Origin of the sequence: Tepidibacter hydrothermalis, from assembly GCF_029542625.1 — a bacterium.
GTDB lineage: Bacteria > Bacillota > Clostridia > Peptostreptococcales > Peptostreptococcaceae > Tepidibacter_A > Tepidibacter_A hydrothermalis.
The window spans coordinates 2,298,529-2,320,454 of sequence record NZ_CP120733.1 but is presented as its reverse complement, the minus strand read 5'-3'; the positions used below and the strand labels follow the sequence as shown (position 1 = coordinate 2,320,454).

The following is a 21,926-nucleotide window of genomic DNA, read 5'->3' as shown; positions in this document are numbered from 1 at the left end:
ATGAGAAAAATTTTAAGTTTGATAGTTAGTATAATCATGATTTTAGTTTTAACTGTAGGTTGCACAAATACTAATGAAGAGGTAAAAAAAGAAAGTAAATCTTTAGATATTAAGGTTGCTACACCTGCAGGTACACCTACTCTTAGTATGATTAAGATGTTTAAGGAAAATCCATCTATAGGAGATAATATAAGTGTGTCTTATGAAAGTGTTAAAGCTACTGATATTTTAACTTCTAAAATATTATCTAAGGAAGCGGATATATTTATCGTGCCTACTAATTTAGCTGCTAATTTATATAATAAGGATTCTGGATATAAAATAGCCGCATCTACTGTATGGGGAACTTTCTATTTAGTTGGAAATGAAGAAATATCTAATTGGGAAGATCTTAAGGGAAAAGAGATAGATATGATAGGAAGAGGATTAACTCCAGATGCTATATTTAGATATTTACTTACTAAAAATAATATAGATCCTGATAAAGATGTAAAGTTAAATTATTTTGGAGGAGCTTCTGAACTTGCTACAAACTTTATTTCAGGAAAAAGCAATTTGTCATTAATGCCAGAACCTATGCTTACTAAGGTTTTGACTAAGAGACATAATAGCAAGGTTGTTATAGATTTACAAGAAGAGTGGCAAATAGCTACTAAGTTAGATTCAAGTTATCCTCAAGCATCTATAATAGTAAGTGAAGAATTAATAAAAAAGAATCCTGATGCTGTTAAAACTTTTTTAAGCGAGTATGAAAAATCTATAAATTGGATGAATGAAAATCCTAGTGAAGCTGGAAAATACTATGAAGAATTAGATATGGGTATTAATAAAGTAATAATAGAAAAGTCAATTAAAAGATGTAATATAAAGTATGTAAGTGCTAATGATGCAAAAGAGGCTATAGATAAGTATTTAAATGTGTTATTTGAATATAATCCTAAGCTTGTCGGAGGTAAACTTGTAGATGAAGATTGCTATTTCACAAAATAGATTGTATACGATGATTTCCATAGTGTCTATTATAGTGCTATGGAAATTTCTTTATGTATTGTTAGATAACCCTATAATGATACCATCACCTGAAGTTACTGCTTTGGAATTTATAAAGATAATTAAATCTCAAAATTTTATTATAATAGTTACGGCTACTTTAACTAGAGTGATAATTGGATTTTTAATATCATTTATATCTGCATTAATCTTAGGTATTTTATCTGGATTTTTTAAACCTATATATTATTTATTAAGACCTATTATAGTTATTCAAAAGGCAACTCCAACTATGGCGATAATACTTCTTGCTATAATATGGTTAAAGTCGGAATTGGCACCTATTTTAGTTGGGTTTTTAATAATATTTCCTATTATATATTCTACAGTTATACAAGGAATTGATAGTGTTGATGTAAAGCTTATAGAAATGGCTAAAGTGTATAAGTTAAGCAGATCAGCTGTTATGAAGAATATATACATACCATCTATAAAGTCTTCTTTGATGTCTGTTGCATCATCAACCATAGGACTGAATTTAAAGGTAATAATAGCAGCTGAAGTTTTGAGTCAACCAAGTGTTTCTATTGGAACTAGCTTTCAAATAGAAAAATCGAACCTAAATACGGCAGGAGTATTTGCATGGGCTTTAATTACTATAATTATAGCTGGAGGCTTTGATTTTATAATAAAGCTATTAAAATCGCATATGAAAAATTGAAGCAGAAAAAGGTTGTTGAAGTAATTTGAATTAAATGGTAAATTAGAAGATAAGGGGTGATTTACTATGAATATAAAAAGCAAGATATGTGAACTTAGAAATTTAATGAAAAAACACAATATGGATGCTTATATAATTCCATCCGATGACAGTCATCAAAGTGAATATGTAGGAGATTATTTTAAGTGTAGAAAATTTATTTCTGGATTTACAGGTTCAGCTGGAACTGTAGTAGTAACTCAAAATGAAGCAGGCCTTTGGACTGATGGAAGATATTTCATACAAGCTGCTAATCAGTTAGAGGGAAGTGATATAAAATTATTCAAAATAGGTGAAGAAGGAGTTCCTACTATAGAAGAATATTTATATGAATCTATGGAAAATGGATCTATATTAGGATTTGATGGAAGGGTAGTATCTGCTAAAGTAGGAGATAACTTAAAAAATAAATTAAGTAATAAAAATATAGAAATATGTTATGAACATGATTTGATTGATGAAATATGGGAGGATAGACCAAAATTATCAGATAAAAAAGCATTTTTACTGGATATTAAATATTCAGGAGAAAGCAGTGAATCTAAATTATCTAGACTAAGAGAAACTATGAAACAAAAAAATGTAACTACTCATGTTATAGCTACATTAGATGATATAGCATGGTTGTTCAATATAAGAGGGGATGATGTAAAATATAATCCTGTTGTTCTTTCTTACTGTGTAGTTACGCTGGATAAAGTATTTTTATTTATTGATGAGAATAAGTTGAATGATGAAATATTAAAAGAGTTAAATAATTTAGAAGTAGAAGTATTAGCATACAATGATGTTTATGAGTGTATAAAAAATATAGATGAAAATGAATGTGTATTATTGGATAAAAACAATGTTAACTATGCTATTTTAAATAGCATACCTACAGGAGTGAAAATTATCCAAGATTTTAATCCAATTATGTTTTTTAAAGCAAAGAAGAATGAAGTTGAGTTAGAAAACATTAAAAACAGCCATATTAAAGATGGTGTAGCTTTTACGAAGTTTATGTATTGGTTAAAGAAAAATGTTGGAAATATAGATATAACAGAAATTAGTGCTACTGAGAAATTAGAAGGTTTAAGAAAAGAACAGGATGGATTTATGCAGCCGAGTTTTACAACTATAGCAGGGTATAAAGAGCATGCTGCTATGATGCATTATAGTGCAACAGAAGATACAGACTATAAGCTTGAAAAAGAGCATTTATTCTTGATAGATTCAGGTGGACACTATATAGATGGAACTACAGATATAACTAGAACTATTGCTTTAGGTGATTTAAATGATGAATTAAAAACACATTTTACTGCTGTTTTAAGAGGTATGATAAATTTATCTATGGCAAAGTTCTTACAAGGTGTCAGAGGGTATAATCTAGATATATTAGCTAGAAGACCTATTTGGGAAATTGGAATAGATTATAAATGTGGAACAGGACATGGAGTAGGAAATTTACTAAGCATACATGAGTCTCCTAATGGATTTAGATGGTATATAGCTCCTCATATAGTTGATAGTGCGGTATTTGAAGAAGGTATGGTAACAACTAATGAACCAGGTATATACATAGAAGGATCACATGGTATTAGGATAGAAAATGAACTTATAACTAGAAAAGCAGAGAAGAATGAGTATGGACAATTCATGAAGTTTGAAGTAGTTACGTTTGCACCTATAGATTTAGATGCTATAGATGTAGATCAGTTAAGTAAACCAGAAAGAGATTACTTGAATAAATATCATGAATTGGTGTATAACACTTTACATGATCATTTAGATGATGATGAAAGAAAGTGGTTAAGAGAATATACTAAGAATATGTAATATATTAAAAGACCCTGTACAAAATTGTTGTACAGGGTCTTTTTATGTTTTACAAAGAAACTAAAATCATGGTAAACTTTAAATAAATATATTTATGGGGGAGGTATTATGAAGACTTTTTTTGCTTTTTTAATTTCACTATCTATGATTGTTTCAAATCCAACACAGGAAGCAACAGATGATAAGGTTGTTCTAGGAAATGAAAGATTGATAAGTGAATACAGTCAGTTAATAGATTCAAAAAATATAGGTGTTATAACTAATCAAACTGGGGTTGATAGTGTAGGTCAAAATACTTATGAAAAGCTATATAATTACGAGAATACTAATTTAGTAGCAATTTATACTCCGGAGCACGGATTAGATGGATTAACTCCAGCTGGTAAATATGTGAAGTCGTATACAGATTCTAATATGAATATTCCTGTATACAGCTTATACGGAAAAACTAGAATGCCTAGTGAGGACATGCTCAAAGGTGTAGATATTTTAGTTTTCGATATACAGGATATAGGATCTAGAACATATACATATATGTCTACTTTGAATTATTGTATGATAGCAGCACAAAAGTATAATAAACAAATAGTAGTTCTTGATAGACCTAATCCTATAGGAGCTAATAAGGTTGAAGGTTTTGTTCTTGAGGACAAGTATAAAACGTTTGTTGGAGTGGACAATCTTCCTATGTCTCATGGAATGACTGCCGGAGAATTGGCTAAGTTTTTTAATAGAAATATTGGTGCTAATTTAACTGTTGTACCTATGCTGAATTACAGTAGAGATATGATATATCAGGATACTGGATTGCCATGGGTTATGACATCTCCTAATATACCAACTATAGAATCAGCTTTTGGATATATGGCAACTGGTATTGGAGAAGGAACAGGAATAGGTCAAGGAGATAAGTTCACTTGGATAGGTGGAAAAGGTATAGACAGTAATAAATTTGCTGAACTTTTAAATAATTCGAACCTTGAGGGGGTAGAGTTTATTCCAGAAAGTAAAGGAGACAAGGGCGGTGTAAAACTTAATGTAACTGATTATCATAAATTTAATCCTTGTAAGGTTGGTACATATGCATTAACGTATGCACATTCTTTAACGAAATTTAAAGTTCCTAAAAGTAGTAAATATATAGTTATGTTTGAAAAAATAATGGGGACTTCAAAATATGGAGAGTTGCTTGAGATGGGATATACTCCTGATCAGATAGTTGATTCTTATCAAGAAGATTTAAATAAGTTTAAGGTAGAAAGAGAGAAGTATTTAATATATTAGGATAGGTTTTAGGGGGATAACAAATGTCTGAACTAGCTGTAAATGTTGCAAAAAATGTTGTGAATATAGATATTCAAATGATATTTCAAATTGTAAATACAATACTTTGGATTGGTATTTTATATTTAATTTTTGGTGCTATTTTTAGAGTACCTAGAAAAATTAAAAATATGTCGCAAAGAATAAGTAATATTGAAGAAGAGTTAAAGTCTATTAAAGATAAGTTAAATTAAGCTATAAAAAGGGTGATATTATGTCAGCGGAGTATTTTTTAGATCGCTTGATTTTATTTGGGATAATATATTTTGCTGTAAAGTATGCTGTTATAGATGCTAATAAAAGATTAAATGAAGAAGAATCTACTTCAAGAATAGATATTATAGGATCTAGTTTGGAGGAAACCGCATTTAAGACAGTAAGTGAAATAGAGAAAAAATTAAAGAAAAAAGGTTAATAAAATCCTAGATTTTGTACAAACAAAATCTAGGATTTTATTAACCTTTTTTTCGTTTTTAGATTTTAATTTGTTTGAAATAATGATCTTCATTTGACAAATTATTATGTAAATGTTATCATAAATAAAAATTAGTACAAGTGTACTAATTTTATAAATTTGCTAAAAGAGACAAAATGATAAATTATATGGAATGGTAATAACTACATGCTTAAAGTGTTTAGCAAAATTTTTATTTATATTTCAGTTGATCATTTCTGTATTTATCGTTGTAAGTGTTTTATTAGTTTTAAATAATATTTATAAGTTGGTTAGGTAGTTATATTTTGGAGCAAAAGTATGAATTTAATTGAGAAATTTAGTGTTATAAATTTCTCAATTATTTAAGAATGAAATAAGGAGGAAAAGTTATGGAGAAGAAAAAAAAGGATGGTAGATTATTGAGATGGGATGATATCACCGATGTAGAGGTAGTTGGAAGGACTAAACATAGTCCATCTAATCCAGGTAAATATATAACAGATAACAATCCATATACAGTTGTAGACGGTGACTTGTTTGATTTTTATTCAGAAATTGAAGAAATATCAATAATGCCTAAACCTATGTTAACAAACGAATATATGTTTGGAAAAATATTTCCATTATTAGAACAATGTACAGGAAGAAAGGACGCCTATAAAGTTCAATTACTTAAAGATATTGAAAGACAGAATTTGGAGGGCGAAGGAAAGATAGTACCAGAAGTATCAGAAGAAAAAGAAGCGGATTTAGTAAAGCTAAAGCAAGAAATTAAAGAATATGTAAAATCTTTAGGTTCAGATTTGATTTGTGGATTTACAAAGCTGGATAGAAGGTATATTGCAGAGGGCCTGGACGAATTGTTTCCATACGATAATATAATGGTATTAGGAATGGAAATGAATTGGGAACAGACTATGGAAGCGCCTCATCCAGCACATAAAACCGGAGAACATTTTGTATTTAGAGTATACCAAGAAATTGGAAAGACAGTACACAAAGTGGCTGATTTCATTAGATCAAAAGGACATAGTTGCGTAGCCCGAGTTGGAATGGATGGAGTACTAAAATATCCACCGCATGCGGTTAATGCAGGACTGGGACAGTTTACTACAAGTGGACTTATTGCAACAAAGGAATTTGGAACTAGGGTAAGGTTTTGTGCTATAAATATTGAGCCAGATATACCAATTGATAAACCCATAGATATAAATATGGATGAATTTTGTGGGAAATGTAGAATATGCTATAAAGTTTGTCCTGCAGGAGCTCTTACAAAAGATCCAATTATGTATAGGGGAAGACAGTTGAGAAAAACTAACGGTAAAAAATGTGTACCAAATATTGAAGCTAATCACGATTGTGCACTTTGTATAAAGGTTTGTCCTTTATCTATGTTTGGATATGAAAAGTGTATGGAAGCTATTCCACAATATTATAAATACAATACTATGGAAGAAGATGTTGTAAAAAACAAATTATTAAATAGAAAATATGATAAAGATGTAGCGTGTGCTTGTGGTGAAGAAGATTAAGGGGGTAGCATAATGAATAAGAACATTAATATTTTTGGAGATGTAAATAATATAGGTGAGTCAAACGTCTGTATAAATAAAACAATAAAAGAAATATTAAATGAATACGCAGGTGGAATGACTGGATATAAAAATGTAAAATTAGTTCAAATAGGAGGACCTTTGGGCGAGGTGTTTAAAGCAAATAATTTGAATTATAAGCTAAGTAAATATGCAGATAGTATGGTTACAGATACAATTGTTTTTTTTAATGATCTAATGTGTCCAGTAGATTTTATAAGATTCTGCACAAGATATGTAATTAGAGAACTTGGAATTAGAAATGATCATGTTGAAAAAATAAATATACTTATAGAAAATATAACAAGTGGACTAGCAAATGAAGGTGATTTTGAAAAATTAAGAGAAACAGCTAGTGAAAAGGCAGATACTTATGCGGAAAATGAATTACATAAAATAATTTTATATATGGCAGATAATTTTAAAAATGAATTTATTGATCATATAATAAATAAAAAATGTAAAACAGGAATTTGTAGAAAATTATTTGTTGCTCAATGTATAAATGGATGTCCAGCTGAGGTTAATGTTCCTGGATATATAGCTCTAATGGCAGATGACAGAATAAAAGATGCCTATTCTTTAATGAGGAAAAACAATCCTCTTCCATTTGTATGTGGAATGGTTTGTTCACGTCCATGTGAGGATAGATGTAGAAGAGGAGAAATAGAAAAGACCGTTGGGGTTAGAGCATTGAAAAGATATGCTTCAGATAGAGCTTTAAAAACAGGAGAATATAAAGAAGATAGATTGGAATCTAAGGGTAAGAAAGTTGCTATAGTTGGAGGAGGCCCCGCAGGTCTTAGTGCAGCATACTTTTTATCTAAAACAGGTTATGAGGTAATAATATACGAAGCTAATGAAGTAATAGGAGGTATGCTGGCATTAGGCATACCAGAATATAGATTGCCACAAGCAGTAATAGATAAAGAAGTAGAGTTAGTTAAAAATTTAGGTGTAGAAATTATAACAAATACAAGAGTTGGTAAAGATGTTACTCTTAAAGAATTGAGAAATAAATTTGATTCAGTATTGTTATCTACAGGAACTCATATAGGAAATAAATTTGGTCCTGATGTTAAAGAAATAGAAACAGCAATAGATTTATTAAGAGAAGTTAAAGTAGAGGGAAGAAAGGAAATTGGAGAAAATGTATTAGTAATTGGTGGTGGTGATGTTGCTATGGATGCTGCGAGAACGTCTGTAAGACTAGGAGCTAAAAATGTAATAGTAGCATCACTTGAAACATTTGAGACAATGCCAGCAAGTGATGAAGAAAAATATGAAGCATTAGAAGAAGGAGTTGAATTTGTAAGTGGATATGGAACAAAAGATATTCATGAAGAAGGTGGAAAACTAAAGGAAATAACATTAAAGAAATGTATATCAATAGTTGACGATAAAGGAATATTTAGCCCAATATATGATAATGAAGATTTAAAGAAATTTGAGATAGATAGTTTAATACTTGCAATAGGACAAAGACCAGATAACAGTTATTTGGATGAAGATATAGAAATTAACGAAAGAGGATGGATTAAAATAAATTCATTTACATTTGAAACAAGTGTAGAAGGTGTATTTGCAGCAGGAGATATATATAGACCTGGAGTAGCAGTAAAAGCTATAGCTGAAGCTAAAAAGGCAGCACAATCAATAGATAGATATTTGGGTGGAACTGGATTATATACAGAAAAAGAAATAGAAATTCCACAGGGGCAATTACATTATGATTTATGGTTTGAAGAAAAAATTAATGAAAAAATTATAAATGTAGCAGAAAGAGTTTCAAATTTTAAAGAAATTACTTTAACAATGTCAGATATAGATGCAAAGTGTGAAGCTAAGAGATGTTTGAGATGCGATAGAAATACTAGATCATCATAAAAATAAAGACTCTATAAAAAATATAACGAAATCCTTTATATTGACATAAGGTTAATAATAATTTATAATTTACAAATTATCATTAGTATAAATTAATAGGTTTAGTTTTGGTAAACAATGATAATTTGACTTATAAATGAGGTGAAATAATAAAATATGAAATCAGATCGAAAACAACAAATTTTAAATACTGCTATTGAATTATTCAATCAAAAAGGTTTTAGTAGTATTTCAATAAGGGATATTTCTAATGAACTTAATATAAGTCCCGGCAGTTTAACTTACTATTTTAAAAAGAAAAAAGATATAGTATTAGAAATAAATAATCAAATGATGAGTGAATTTCTTATGCATGTGAATTTTGATATATCAGATTTTAGAGAATTGGATAATAAAATCGAAGTATGGTGCAATTTGCAGAGGAAATATATGTTTGTTTTTTGTGATTTTATCGTTTTAACGCAAACTTATCCTGAATTACAAAAACTCAATAGACTTTTATTTGATAAATATAAAAAACAACTTAATTTATTATTAGATTATTATATCTCTAAAGAGTTAGTAAAACCGGAACCTATAAAAGGCATATATGAGAATCTAGCTGAAATTTTAAATATTTTGCTTCCTTTGACTATTTCAATTAACCGTATTATTTATAGAGAGGATTATAATACTTCCAAAATAAAGGATTTAGTTTGGGGTCTACTGATTCCTATATTTACAGAAAAGGGGTTAGAAGAATATAAAGCATTGAAAAATTATAAATTATAACAATTTATATGATATGAATCGAGTAATTTCATAGACTTTTAGTATTATCTACATAAAGACTTGATGATCATTTCAATGAAACAGGACAATTGTGTTTTTCACAGCATAATTGTCCTATTTTATAATCAAGAACTCTAAGAAGTTTTACTACTTCATACTTTCCGTTAGTTATTTACTTTACAAAATTATTACCAACCATTGTATTGTAATATTTCGATTCCAATTTCTTTATTCTCAAATCAGCAACTTATTTTATTTATAGGTTCTTATATAAGTACCTACAGTATTCTAGTATAAATTCGTTATTTTTTTATGTGAATGTTACTGTTTTCACAAAAATGATAAATAGTTTAGATGAAGATTAAAGAAATATTAAATTATTTTCACGTGATATATATTATTAATCATATATCAAAATTAAGTAGAATAAATGGTTATATTTTTAAACTTAATAGTAGAATATTGAAAGTGATATAATCTAATCTGTTTTATAATATTAGTGTATCAATAAATTAGACAAAGGAAAGGAGAAGATTGAAATGAGATTATTACAAATGGATTTTAAAACAGAAGGTCCTTGGGGCGATGATATGTCTATTGCTTTTAAGGAATTAGCTAAGGATATATCAACAGAAGATAAACTTATTTGGAAAATATGGACTGAAAATGAGGAAACTGGAGAAGGTGGTGGAATATATCTTTTTGAGACTCAGGAGGCACTAGATAAATATTTGAAAAAGCATACAGAGCGTTTAACTGGTTTCGGAATCACTGATATTATTGCAAAAGTTTTTAATGTCAATGAACCATTAACATTGATGAATAGAGGTTATCTTGGGGAGACTAGATAGATACAAATAGTAATTTCTAGTTAAAGTGTTGAAAAAGTCCTCACGGTATGAGGACTTTTGTTAGTTGGATCTGGTATTTTTTGTAAAATATAGGGAAGAGTGCTGATTTATAACACTAATTAGTGATAATGTTTTAATATAAAAACAAACAGATATGATTATGATGAAATATATTTTTAATTGTAAAAAAAGAAAGGAGACAATATAATGTTTAAAAAGATTTTTAAGTCAATAAAAATTAATAATTTAGAAATTAAAAATAGATTGGTTAGTACAGGCTTAGCTACAAATTATTGCAATAAAGATGGTACAGTTACTCAAAGATATATAGAATATAATGAGGCAAAAGCTAAAGGTGGATGGGGATTAATAATTACAGAAAATTATGCTATAGATGAAGTGCAAAAAGGTTCACCTTTTCTTCCGGGGCTATGGAATGATGAGCAAATAGAAGGACATTCTAAGCTTACAGAAAAAGTGCATAACTGTGGAGGGAAGATAGTAGCGCAAATTAGTCATCCGGGAAGACAAGCTAAAAGTTTTTTAACTGGAGCTCAATCTGTTGCACCATCACCAATAAAAGATCCAACTATAGATGAGATGCCTCATGAACTCACAGTAGAAGAAATAAAAGTGATAGTCAAAAAATTCAGTGATGCTGCATTAAGAGTTAAAAAGGCTGGGTTTGATGGTGTAGAAATACAAGGAGGACATGGGTATTTAATAAACCAGTTCTTATCACCTTTTTCAAATAAAAGAAGTGATGAATATGGAGGAACAATATTAAATAGGTGTCGTTTTATATTAGAGATAATAGACAGTGTGAGAGAAAAAGTTGGAGAAGATTTTTTAGTTTCAATTAGAATTTCTGCTGATGAATTTGTAGATGGCGGACTTACTATTGAAGATTCAAAAGTAATAGCGAGAATACTTGAAAATGCTGGAATCGATGTTATTAATGTTTCTTTTGCAGTTTATAAGACTTTGCACTATAATGTGCCACCTGCTGCTGTTCCGCATGCTTTCGCTGTTGATCTAGCAGCTGAAATAAAAAAGGTTGTATCTATTCCAGTTATTACCGTTGGAAGAATTAATGATCCGTTTATTGCAGAAACAGTATTATTATCAGATAAAGCTGATTTAGTAGCTATGGGTAGAGCAGGTCTTGCTGATCCGGAATTACCAAATAAAGCTGAAGAAGGAAGAGTTGAAGATATTATTCGCTGTATTGGATGTTTACAAGGATGTGTAGGCAGGCCACTAAAAGGTCAACCAGCAAGTTGTTTAGTAAATCCTTTAAGTGGAAAGGAGAAAGAATTTGATATTAAAAAAACAAACAACAAGAAAAAGGTTTTTGTAGCTGGTGGCGGAGTTGCTGGAATGGAAGCAGCAATTATTTTAGCTAAAAGAGGACATGAAGTGCATTTATTTGAAAAGGAACCTCAATTAGGTGGACAGTGGTTATTAGCAGCGGTACCTCCTCATAAAGAAGAGCTTAACACATTGACAGTGTGGCAAAGAACGCAGTTAAATAAGTTAGGTGTAAATATATACTTAAATACAGAACTTACAAAAGAAATTATTGATAAAGAGAAGCCAGATGCAGTTATTATAGCTACAGGAGCAACTCCTTTTGTTCCTAATATTCCAGGAAAAAATTCAGACAATGTTATACTAGCTAATGAGGTTTTAGCTGGTAGCGATAAAATAGGAAAGAATGTAGTCGTAATAGGTGGAGGACAAGTAGGTGCAGAGACAGCTGCACATTTAGCTAACCATGGTCATAAAGTAAATATTGTAGAAATGCAGGATTCTATTGTTAAAATGGGAATACCACTAGTCAACTATTTTTTAATGAAGGATTTAAAAGAAAATAATGTAAATATAATGACAAATACAATAGTAAAAGAAATACTTGAAGATAGTGTATTGCTAGAAAGAAATAATGAAGTAATGAAATTAGATAATATTGATACAGTTGTAATGGCAATTGGTTCTAAGTCTGAAAACAAATTAGCACACGATTTAAAAGGTAAGGGGATAGAAATAATAACTATAGGTGATGCAGTCAAGGTTAGAGATGCTCTAAGTGCTGTAGAGGAGGGGTATAGGGCAGGACTTCAAATGTAAAAATACTTCAATAGTTCACAGTTTATTGATTACAAACAACTGTGAACTATTTATGATCAAAAAGTATTTGACGATATCACTAATTAGTTATATTATTAATAATAACAAAAGAAATAAGTAATAATAAAAAAGAAATAATTGATAATGCAGAGATTTTATTACAAATGTTTGAAACTGCAATAAATAGCAAAATTAAATCAATTATTTGATTTTGAGAAGCCAGATTTATTTTAGTAGATTAGCACAAATTTTTATTAATTTAGGAGGAAAAGAAATGAAAAAATTTATAAACATTCATAGCTCAATTTATTTGATTTTTGCACTGGCACTTTTTATTATTCCAGATCAATTATGGCCAATGTATGGATTGGAAATAAACGATAAATATGCAAGATTTTTATCCCAACATACGAGTATATTTCTTGGAGGGATAGCAGCTTTTGGATTTTTAATGAATAAAATTCAAGAAGATAAAATAGTTTATCTTCAAGTGCTAAAAAGTTTAGCTATTACAAATTTTTTAGGAGTAATTATTACTCTTTATGCCTGCTTTAATGGAATATTTGTAGGTTTTGGTTGGTCAGATCCAATATTTTTCGCGATACTTTTTACAATTTGTTTAGTACAGATAAAAAAAATAAAAGAAATATAATTACTATATAATGAACAATACAATTTAATGGTTTATTAAATAATTCGAATTGAGAATAAGTATGAAAATTAAGGTTTATCAGTGTAAGATGATGAATCTTACACTGTATAAAATTTAAATTATTTTTGTTGTTAGTATTGAATATTTAATTTCTATTGAAAGGGGTTTAAATGAAAAGGGAACAAGAAAATCTTCAGCATATTTATAGATTGATAGGTAAGGTTGATTTAAATAATCTAAAGATTATTGATGCGTTTGTGAATTCTAAAATTGGTATGTTTATGCCTATATCGGGCTCATTTAAGCATGCTGTAGAATCTATTCATACTCATCCATCTTATATGTTTGTTTTGACATTTAATGATCAGGTTTCATTTAAAATTGATGATAAGGAAATTGTTACTCAACCAGGAAGGTTAATTGCGATTTCACCATTTATTGTTCATCAAGAAATCTATTTAGATCATTCACCACGCTATATTGCTATATTTATTGATAAAGAGTTTTTTGATTCTCAGCTTAAGGAATATAATTTGGAAGAGATTAAGACATTTAAAGGTGATTTTATTCAGATACCTCAAGGATTTCAATCATTAATTAAGGAATTTATGATTGAAGCTGATAATAGACTGCAAGGATGGGAACAAGTAATGAGTAGTTTAAATGTACGCATAATTCATAGTATTATTCGCAGTTTGATTGGATTAAAGCATAATGTTGGTCAAATTACATCACGATTGGATATTAACCGTACCGTAGAGTATATGTATGATCATATGGGACAAAAACTGACAATCGAAGATATTTCTTCATTTGCCAACATGTCATCATCACATTTTACTAGAGTGTTTAAAAAAGAGATGGGGCAAACTGTTATTGATTATCTTACTGATATTCGTTTAGAGAAGGTAAAGCATTTATTGATGTTAGGAGAGAAATCCATAACCGAAATTGGATTTGAATGTGGATTCAGCAGTACATCATATTTGTCAACGGTTTTTCAGAAACGCTTTGGACAGTCTCCGTCTGAGTATCGTAGAAGCTTTATGTATTATGATAAAATAAATGAGAATATTAAATAGTAAAAGAGAATTAGAAAAATTTAAAACGTTATTGACATTATAACTAATTAGTGATAGGGTGAAAATATGAAAATTAATAGATATAATTATGGAGAAGAAAATAATATCAATTTAAAGCTTATTGTAGCAATACGTAGAACATTAATTGAAGATGAAAGAAACTTATCAGCTCGATTATCAGAATATGGGATAACTCTTTCTCAGTTTAGTGTGCTTGAACCGCTTTATCATTTAGGCCCTATGAACATAAATAGTATAATTGAGAAGACTTTATCGACTAGTGGAAATATGACTGTCGTTATTAGGAATTTAGAGAAAGGCGGGTATGTTACTAAAAAAAGGGATTCTGAGGATGGTAGAGTTTTCATTGTGAGTATATCTCAAAAAGGTTATGATTTGATTGATAATATTTTTCCTGAACATGTTAAGGAAATGAGACGTTTTTTTTCAGGTTTGAGCTTTGAAGAAAAGAAAGTACTGTTACAATTGTTAAAAAAAGTTACGGGATATCAAAAATAAGCTTACTTTTTCTAATTTGAGAAGGTAAGTTGTATTTTTAAGAGAATATAACTAATTAGTAATAAAATCATAAGGAGTATTAAAGAATATATTGAGCTGGTAAAAAAAGGGGGGAATTATCCTCACAGCAAGTAATTGATTAAATTTAATTCAAAAAAATAATATAACTGAGCCTTAAATTATTAATAATTTAAGGCTCAGTTATATTATTTTTTGATGACAAATTAAAACTAAATAAATTTAATTGTATCCAGAATACGAAAAGGTGTATAATTTAATGAGAATTATATGTAAAAAATATAAATAGTAACTTTCACATAAAAAAAATAAATAGTGTATATATTTTAATTATTTAATCAGATTAACAATAATTTTGAAGAATTGTGCTATAATACAAATTAATGGTATTATTAGAAAAATAATATATGAATTGTTTAATTGATGTAGGAGATGAACAAATTTTGAATTTAGAAAAAGTGTTAAAGGGAATTTCAGATATTATAGGTGTATATAAACCTGATAATACAATTTTATTTTATAATGAAGCGGGGTATAATTTTTTTAAAAAAAGTGACAAAGAAGTTAAGGGTAAAAAATGTTATGAGATGTTTAATAGAAGTGAAAAGTGTCCTAATTGTCTTTGTGAAAAAGCAATTGAAACTAAGACAATAATGCAGGGAGAAAAATATATTCCTGAAATCAATAAGTATATGGAATATAGATATAATCCTGTAGTAGATTCTTCAGGAAAAGTGATATTTATTGTTGAACAATTAAGGGATGTTACTGAGAAAAAGAGTCTTGAGAATATACTTAAAGAAAGTGAAGAAAGATATCGTCAAATTGTTGATATATCTCCAGATGCGATAATTATTACAGTAGGTGGAGAAATTGTTTTAGCAAATAAAGAGGCTTTGAAATATCAGAAAAATCTTATTGGGAAAAGTGTATATAAATATAGTTCTGATTTTGCAAAAATTATGTATAAGAAGATGAATCAAATATTAAAAAATAAAATTAAAAAGACTACGTTTGATTATAAAGCTGTTCTTAGTGATGATACAAAAATAGATATAGAAGTATCTTCAAGTTATTTAATATATAAAGGAAAACCAGCAATTCTTTCTATACTTAGAGACATTACAGAAAGAAAAAGAGAACTAAATTCTGCTGCTAAGATACAAAGGCAGCTTTTGAAAAAGCCATTTCCTCTTGAGCATAAAGCGAATATGGAGTCTCTTTATATACCAGCAAAAACAGTTAGTGGCGATTTCTTTTATACTCATAAATTCAATGAAGATTTAATTGTTGGTATAATTGGAGATGTAAGTGGTAAAGGAATTACAGCTGCTCTTAATATATCGGCATTTAATGTTTTGTTCAATGAAGAAGTTTTAAAGAATAAAGATCCATCTAAAATAGTGAATAGTTTAAATAAAAAAGTTGCTAAGTATTTAGGAGAAAGATATATAGCAGTATGCTGTTTTAGCTTTGACTTTAAAAAATATCAAGCAAAAATAGTAGGTGCTGGAATTAATCAATTTATATATCAAACTGATAAGTGTGATATTAAAAATAAAATTGTCAGAGGTTCATTTCTTGGAATGTTTGAAGATAGTGAATTTGATGAAAAGATAATTAATTTTAAATCAGGTGATAAATTTTATTTTTTCACAGATGGTTTAGATTTCATATTTGATAATGAGGAAATAAAAAAAGAGTATTTAAAAAGTAATACAACAACTGAATTAAAGAATAATATTAAAAGTTCTTTAAAAAGTATGTCAACTGATGTAGATGGAATAAAAGATGATTGTACATTACTTACATTAGAAATAAAATAGAATGAGGTGAGATTTAGTGTGAGAATGAAAAAAAATGAAGTTACTTTATATGGATTAAATAATTATAAACAGGTTATTGATGATGTTGTCAATGAGTTGAATATTTCTGATGATTGTTTTGATATTAAGCTATTATTAACAGAATCTTTAACGAATGCGTTTAAACATGGTAATAATGGTGACGAGAATAAACCTATTTATTTAAGGTATGTTTGTAATGATACAAATATAGAATTTGAAATAGAGGATTGCGGAAATGGGTTTGAAAATTTAAGCATTCCAAATAAACTATCAGATGAAAATTTATTAAATGATTGTGGAAGAGGTTTATTTCTTATAAATTGTATTGCTGATAAAATTGAGTTTAAGGATAATAAATTAGTTATACAAAAATATTTAAATGTTGGATAAAAAAACGATTCATGCAAACGTATGAATTATATTGCCAATTGGAAAATAAATGTTAGTGAATATTAGATGGAGGGTAACAATGAAAAAAAGTTTGAAAACTAAATTAATTTCTATGTTTTTTATATTTATATTAATTCCACTTCTTGCTTTGGGAGTTACTTCTAGTGTTATGACTTCTCGTTCGATGCAACATGCAACTGAGGAAGAATTAAGAGATATTACAGAACAAACAGCAGAGATTATAAAACAGAATATAGAGTCTGTAAATAAGTATGTTCAAGTTTTAAGTTATGATGCAGATATAGCTACTACTGCAGCTGGATATAATGAAAATACTCATGAGGTGTATACATATTTAGTTAAATTACAAGAAGAAAATAAAGATCAAATAGGGTCTTTATATATTACAGACGAATTTGGTAAGGAAATTATGAGCACTAGAAATGAAAATTCTGATATTGATTTAAGAGATAGAGAATATATTCAAAAGGCATTAAGTGGATCTTTTGCTCAAAGTGAAGTTATATTAGATAAAGATAATAATGAACCTATAATAGCTATTGCATATCCTTTAGTGATTGATAGCAAAGTTGTGGGTACAGTATGTGCAAGTATTAATTTTGATAATATTTCAAGACAGGTATCAAAATTAAAAATAGGTGAAAATGGATATGCTTACATGGTTGATAAAAATGGAGTATTCGTATCTCATCCTAAAAAAGAAAAAATATTAAGTGAAAATATAGGAGATACAGACAATAATGAGTTAAAAGCTTTAGTAGATCAAATGAAGTCTGGCAAATCAGGTGAAGGTTATTATACATATGAGGGGAAATATAAGTTTGTAAGATTTGCTCCTGTTAACAATTGGGTTGTAGCAGTAACAGCTGACTACGAAGAATATATGTCTTCAGTATTCTCTATTAGAAAAATTACAATAATAACAATTATATTATCTTTAGCAATTGCAGTATTTTTAGCTTATCTTATAACAACTAAAAATATTATAAATCCTATTAAAAATCTAGAGGATTTAATGATTAAGGTAGGAGATGGAGATTTAACGGTTAGAGCTAATATAACTACAAATGACGAAATACAGGTACTAGGTGAATATTTTAATGACATGATTGAACATCAATCAAATATAATAAAACATGTTAGACTTGGATCAGAAGAGTTAACAGCATCATCAGAAGAGCTAGCAGCATCGTCAGAAGAAATCAGTGCATCAACAGAACATATAACTGATAATATACAAGGTGTTGCGTATAATGCACAAAACCAAAATAAATCAATAATTGAAACATCTGAGGTTTTAGTTCAACTTTCAAGCTTAATTCAAATAGCAAAAAATAAGGTGGTTACAGCTAAGGAAAATTCTGATAATACTATGAATGCAGCTAAACAAGGAAGGATAAAAGTTGAAGAAACAGTTGGAGCTATTGAAAATATTAGTAAAGTATCAAGTGAAACACAAGATGTACTTCAAGTTTTAGATGATCTTTCTAAAAAAGTTAGTGGTATTATTAATACAATTAATAATATTTCAAGTCAAACAAATTTATTGGCGTTAAATGCTTCTATAGAAGCGGCAAGAGCTGGAGAACATGGAAAGGGATTCAGTGTAGTAGCTGATGAAGTTCGTAAGCTTGCAGAACAAACAAATGTTGAATCAAATGAAATATCTTCATTGGTAAACGAAATGGTAATTCAAATAGAAAAAGCAGTTAGTTCAATGAATATTGCTAAAACAGCAGTAGAAAATGGAGTAGTTGTAGCTAAAGAAACGGATAAATCATTTATACATATTATAGATGCAGTGGAACAGATAAGTGATGCTGTTGATCAAGTTGTAGATGTTACAAAGGATGAAGTTGCAAGTTCTGATCAGATAATACAGCTTATTGATTCTGTAGCAACTACTACTGAAACTACATCTGAAAGCAGTCAACAAGTTGCAGCAGCAGCTGAGGAGCAATCTTCTATAATTCAAAATTTAGCTGCTAGCTCAGAAGAAACTAGTGCCATGGCAGTTAACTTAAATAGCCTAGTAGAAAAATTTAAAATTTGAGGTGAATATAAATGAATGAGGTAAGAATATCAATACCTGAAAATTTTGCAGTAGATGAAGCTGCAGAATTTAGACAGAATATGAATAATTTGATAAATGAAGGAAATAAAAACTTTGCACTTAACTTCAATAGTTGTACATTTATTGATAGTACAGGACTTGGAGTATTAGTAGGAATATATAAAAAGTGCAATGAGTTAAATGGAAGCTTAACACTTAATTCGATAAATCCAAAGGTTATGAAGATTTTTGAATTGACAAGATTGGATAATGTATTTGAAATCAAATAGTATAAATTTAAAGTACTCGATGGGTTAATATTGCTCATCGAGTTTTTTGTGCTTTTTTTCTTAGAATATGTGTGTTATCCTTTATTTATATAATAAAGTTAAAATAGAATTTATCATAAGGAAAGGGGATCAGATTATGCAATTTGGATTTATTATTTCTTTAATATTTGCAATTTTAGTAGCAGTATTTGCTATACAGAATTCTGGTATTGTAGCCATAAGTTTTTTATTTGCTAAATTTAATATTTCTCAAGCACTTGTAATTCTAATTTCTGCAGCTCTAGGAGCAGTAATTGTTATGTTATTAGGGTTTATAAAACAAATCAAACTAAAGCTTAAAATAAAAGAACAGTCAAAGAAAATTAAAAGTTTAGAAGAAGAAAATAAATTGTTTAATAATAAAATTGAAGAATTTAAAAATAGTCTAGATGAAAAGAAAATTGATAGTTTAGAAGAGAATAAAATAGATATTAATGAATAAATAAGAAGACAACTCTCGGATTAATTAAAATGGGAGTTGTTTTTTGCATGTTTATTTCCATATATTATCTCAATTGTTATATTTTTTATAAGTTTTATGCTATAATTTTAACTAGAAGATATAAATATTGAAAGGAGATTAATATAATGAAAATATCACAAAAACTTACAAATTTAAGAAAGTTAATGAAAGAAAAAAATATTGATATGTATATTGTTCCTACTGCTGATTTCCATCAAAGCGAATATGTTGGTGAACACTTCAAAGCTAGAAAGTACATAACAGGTTTTACAGGTTCTGCAGGAACTGCTATTATTACAATGGATAAGGCAGGACTTTGGACAGATGGAAGATATTTTCTTCAAGCTGGAAAACAACTTGAAGGAACAACTGTTGAATTATTTAAAATGGGTGAGCCAAATGTTCCAACTATAGAAGAATATATTGAAAGTACGCTTTCTGAAAAAGGAATACTTGGATTTGATGGTCGTGTTGTTTCAATGGGAGAAGGACAAACGTATGAAAAAATTGTAAAAAATAAAAATGGATCTATATGTTATGATTGTGACTTAATTGATGATATATGGGAAGATCGCCCACCACTTTCTGAAAAACCAGCTTTTGCTCTTGATATAAAATATACTGGTGAATCTACAGCTTCTAAATTGGAACGTGTTAGAAAATCAATGAAAGATGCAGGTACAAATACACATGTAATTACATCTTTAGATGATGTAGCATGGCTTCTTAACATACGTGGAGATGATATTGAATTTTTCCCTCTAATTTTGAGTTATTTAATTATTACAATGGAGGAAGTGCATCTATTCATAAATGAAGCTAAATTAAGCGATGAAATAAAATCAGAGCTTATGAAAAATGGTGTAACAGCTGTTCATCCATATAATGATGTATACGAAGAAGCAAAAAAATTCACTAGTTCTAATGTATTATTACTTGACCCTGTTAGAACAAATTACGCATTATATAATAACATCCATGATGATGTTAAAAAAGTAGAAAAAGAAAATCCATCAGTTGTATTTAAAGCTATGAAAAACCCAACTGAAATTAAAAATATAAAAAATGCTCATATTAAAGATGGAATAGCACATACAAAATATATGTATTGGTTAAAACAAAATGTAGGCAAAGAAACAATTACAGAGATTAGTGCATCTAATAAACTAGAAGAGCTTAGAGCAGAGCAAGAAGGATTTATTCGTCCAAGCTTTGAACCAATATCTGCGTTTGGTCCACATGGAGCGATTGTGCACTACACTTCTTCTGAAGAAACTAATATAGAACTAAAAAAAGGATCTTTATTTTTAACAGATACAGGCGGTGGATACTATGAAGGATCTACTGACATTACAAGAACGATTGCATTAGGAGAAATACCACAAATAATGAAAGATCACTTTACTATAACTTTACAAAGTAATCTAAGACTTGCGCATGCAAGATTCCTTTATGGTTGTAATGGTATGAATTTAGACATAGTTGCACGTGCTCCATTCTGGAACCATAACTTAAACTTTAATCATGGAACAGGTCACGGTGTTGGATACTTAATGAACATTCATGAAGCGCCAACAGGATTTAGATGGCAGTACCGTGCACATGAAATTCATCAAATTGAAGAAGGTATGATTCTTACAAATGAACCAGGTATATATATTGCAGATTCTTACGGAATTAGAATTGAGAATGAAATGCTTGTATGCAAAGGTGAAAAAAATGAATACGGTCAATTTATGTACTTTGAACCAATTACTTATGTACCGATAGATTTAGATGCAGTAAACCCTGACATCTTAAATATAGAAGAAATAGCATGGTTAAATGAATATCATAAGACAGTATATGATAAAATATCACCATACTTAAATGAAGATGAAAAAGAATGGTTAAAAAAATATACTAGAGAAATCTAATAATATCAAGTAGTAGGCATAGCCACCAAGCTAAGAGGGTAGAATATACCTTAATGAGTTTGGTGGCTACTT

20 protein-coding genes are annotated in these 21,926 nt (G+C 28.8%); all 20 read left to right on the top strand.

Translation table 11 applies throughout. The features are described 5' to 3' along the window. Positions 1 to 990: an ABC transporter substrate-binding protein gene (locus P4S50_RS10885; protein ID WP_277730812.1), complete on the top strand. Its 990-nt coding sequence runs from the start codon at positions 1 to 3 to the stop codon at positions 988 to 990. Next, positions 965 to 1,711: an ABC transporter permease gene (locus P4S50_RS10880; RefSeq protein ID WP_277730811.1), complete on the top strand. Its 747-nt coding sequence runs from the start codon at positions 965 to 967 to the stop codon at positions 1,709 to 1,711. Before P4S50_RS10885 ends, P4S50_RS10880 begins: the two co-directional genes overlap by 26 nt. Before the next feature lie 66 nt (positions 1,712 to 1,777). Next, entirely contained in the window at positions 1,778 to 3,571 is a 1,794-nt protein-coding gene (locus tag P4S50_RS10875) for an aminopeptidase P family protein (protein WP_277730810.1), read from the top strand. 108 nt (positions 3,572 to 3,679) lie between these two features. Then, the gene (locus tag P4S50_RS10870; RefSeq protein WP_277730809.1) at positions 3,680 to 4,855 is read left to right on the top strand and encodes a DUF1343 domain-containing protein; all 1,176 of its coding nucleotides are present in this window, start codon (positions 3,680 to 3,682) and stop codon (positions 4,853 to 4,855) included. Positions 4,856 to 4,878: 23 nt separating this feature from the next. Next, positions 4,879 to 5,088 carry a hypothetical protein gene (locus tag P4S50_RS10865; RefSeq protein WP_277730808.1) on the top strand — a complete coding sequence of 70 codons (210 nt, stop codon included), beginning with the start codon at positions 4,879 to 4,881 and terminating at the stop codon, positions 5,086 to 5,088. Between the two features lie 20 nt (positions 5,089 to 5,108). Next, complete coding sequence (locus tag P4S50_RS10860; RefSeq protein ID WP_277730807.1) at positions 5,109 to 5,309, top strand: hypothetical protein; 201 nt, start codon at positions 5,109 to 5,111, stop codon at positions 5,307 to 5,309. A gap of 410 nt (positions 5,310 to 5,719) precedes the next feature. Continuing rightward, the gene (locus tag P4S50_RS10855) at positions 5,720 to 6,865 is read left to right on the top strand and encodes a 4Fe-4S double cluster binding domain-containing protein (RefSeq protein WP_277730806.1); all 1,146 of its coding nucleotides are present in this window, start codon (positions 5,720 to 5,722) and stop codon (positions 6,863 to 6,865) included. A gap of 12 nt (positions 6,866 to 6,877) precedes the next feature. Then, positions 6,878 to 8,812 (top strand): FAD-dependent oxidoreductase, encoded by a 1,935-nt coding sequence (locus P4S50_RS10850; RefSeq protein WP_277730805.1) that lies wholly within the window; start codon positions 6,878 to 6,880, stop codon positions 8,810 to 8,812. Positions 8,813 to 8,968: 156 nt separating this feature from the next. Then, complete coding sequence (locus tag P4S50_RS10845) at positions 8,969 to 9,583, top strand: TetR/AcrR family transcriptional regulator (protein WP_277730804.1); 615 nt, start codon at positions 8,969 to 8,971, stop codon at positions 9,581 to 9,583. 539 nt (positions 9,584 to 10,122) lie between these two features. Continuing rightward, on the top strand, positions 10,123 to 10,434 hold the full coding sequence (locus tag P4S50_RS10840; RefSeq protein WP_277730803.1) for a monooxygenase: 312 nt from the start codon (positions 10,123 to 10,125) through the stop codon (positions 10,432 to 10,434). 207 nt (positions 10,435 to 10,641) lie between these two features. After that, positions 10,642 to 12,564, top strand: a complete 1,923-nt coding sequence (locus tag P4S50_RS10835; protein WP_277730802.1) for an oxidoreductase — start codon at positions 10,642 to 10,644, stop codon at positions 12,562 to 12,564. 274 nt (positions 12,565 to 12,838) lie between these two features. Beyond that, positions 12,839 to 13,216 carry a hypothetical protein gene (locus tag P4S50_RS10830; RefSeq protein WP_277730801.1) on the top strand — a complete coding sequence of 126 codons (378 nt, stop codon included), beginning with the start codon at positions 12,839 to 12,841 and terminating at the stop codon, positions 13,214 to 13,216. Positions 13,217 to 13,386: 170 nt separating this feature from the next. Then, complete coding sequence (locus P4S50_RS10825; RefSeq protein ID WP_277730800.1) at positions 13,387 to 14,298, top strand: response regulator transcription factor; 912 nt, start codon at positions 13,387 to 13,389, stop codon at positions 14,296 to 14,298. A 66-nt stretch (positions 14,299 to 14,364) separates the two neighbouring features. After that, positions 14,365 to 14,817 carry a MarR family winged helix-turn-helix transcriptional regulator gene (locus P4S50_RS10820; protein WP_277730799.1) on the top strand — a complete coding sequence of 151 codons (453 nt, stop codon included), beginning with the start codon at positions 14,365 to 14,367 and terminating at the stop codon, positions 14,815 to 14,817. A 425-nt stretch (positions 14,818 to 15,242) separates the two neighbouring features. Beyond that, positions 15,243 to 16,661 carry a SpoIIE family protein phosphatase gene (locus P4S50_RS10815; RefSeq protein ID WP_277730798.1) on the top strand — a complete coding sequence of 473 codons (1,419 nt, stop codon included), beginning with the start codon at positions 15,243 to 15,245 and terminating at the stop codon, positions 16,659 to 16,661. Between the two features lie 24 nt (positions 16,662 to 16,685). Next, a complete protein-coding gene (locus P4S50_RS10810) occupies positions 16,686 to 17,072 on the top strand; it encodes an ATP-binding protein (RefSeq protein WP_277734722.1) in 387 nt (128 codons plus the stop codon). A 79-nt stretch (positions 17,073 to 17,151) separates the two neighbouring features. After that, positions 17,152 to 19,146, top strand: a complete 1,995-nt coding sequence (locus tag P4S50_RS10805) for a methyl-accepting chemotaxis protein (protein ID WP_277730797.1) — start codon at positions 17,152 to 17,154, stop codon at positions 19,144 to 19,146. Between the two features lie 11 nt (positions 19,147 to 19,157). After that, positions 19,158 to 19,436: an STAS domain-containing protein gene (locus P4S50_RS10800; RefSeq protein ID WP_277730796.1), complete on the top strand. Its 279-nt coding sequence runs from the start codon at positions 19,158 to 19,160 to the stop codon at positions 19,434 to 19,436. Between the two features lie 136 nt (positions 19,437 to 19,572). Continuing rightward, the gene (locus tag P4S50_RS10795) at positions 19,573 to 19,917 is read left to right on the top strand and encodes a LapA family protein (protein ID WP_277730795.1); all 345 of its coding nucleotides are present in this window, start codon (positions 19,573 to 19,575) and stop codon (positions 19,915 to 19,917) included. A 146-nt stretch (positions 19,918 to 20,063) separates the two neighbouring features. Then, a complete protein-coding gene (locus P4S50_RS10790) occupies positions 20,064 to 21,854 on the top strand; it encodes an aminopeptidase P family N-terminal domain-containing protein (RefSeq protein WP_277730794.1) in 1,791 nt (596 codons plus the stop codon). The last annotated feature ends 72 nt before the right edge of the window (positions 21,855 to 21,926 follow it).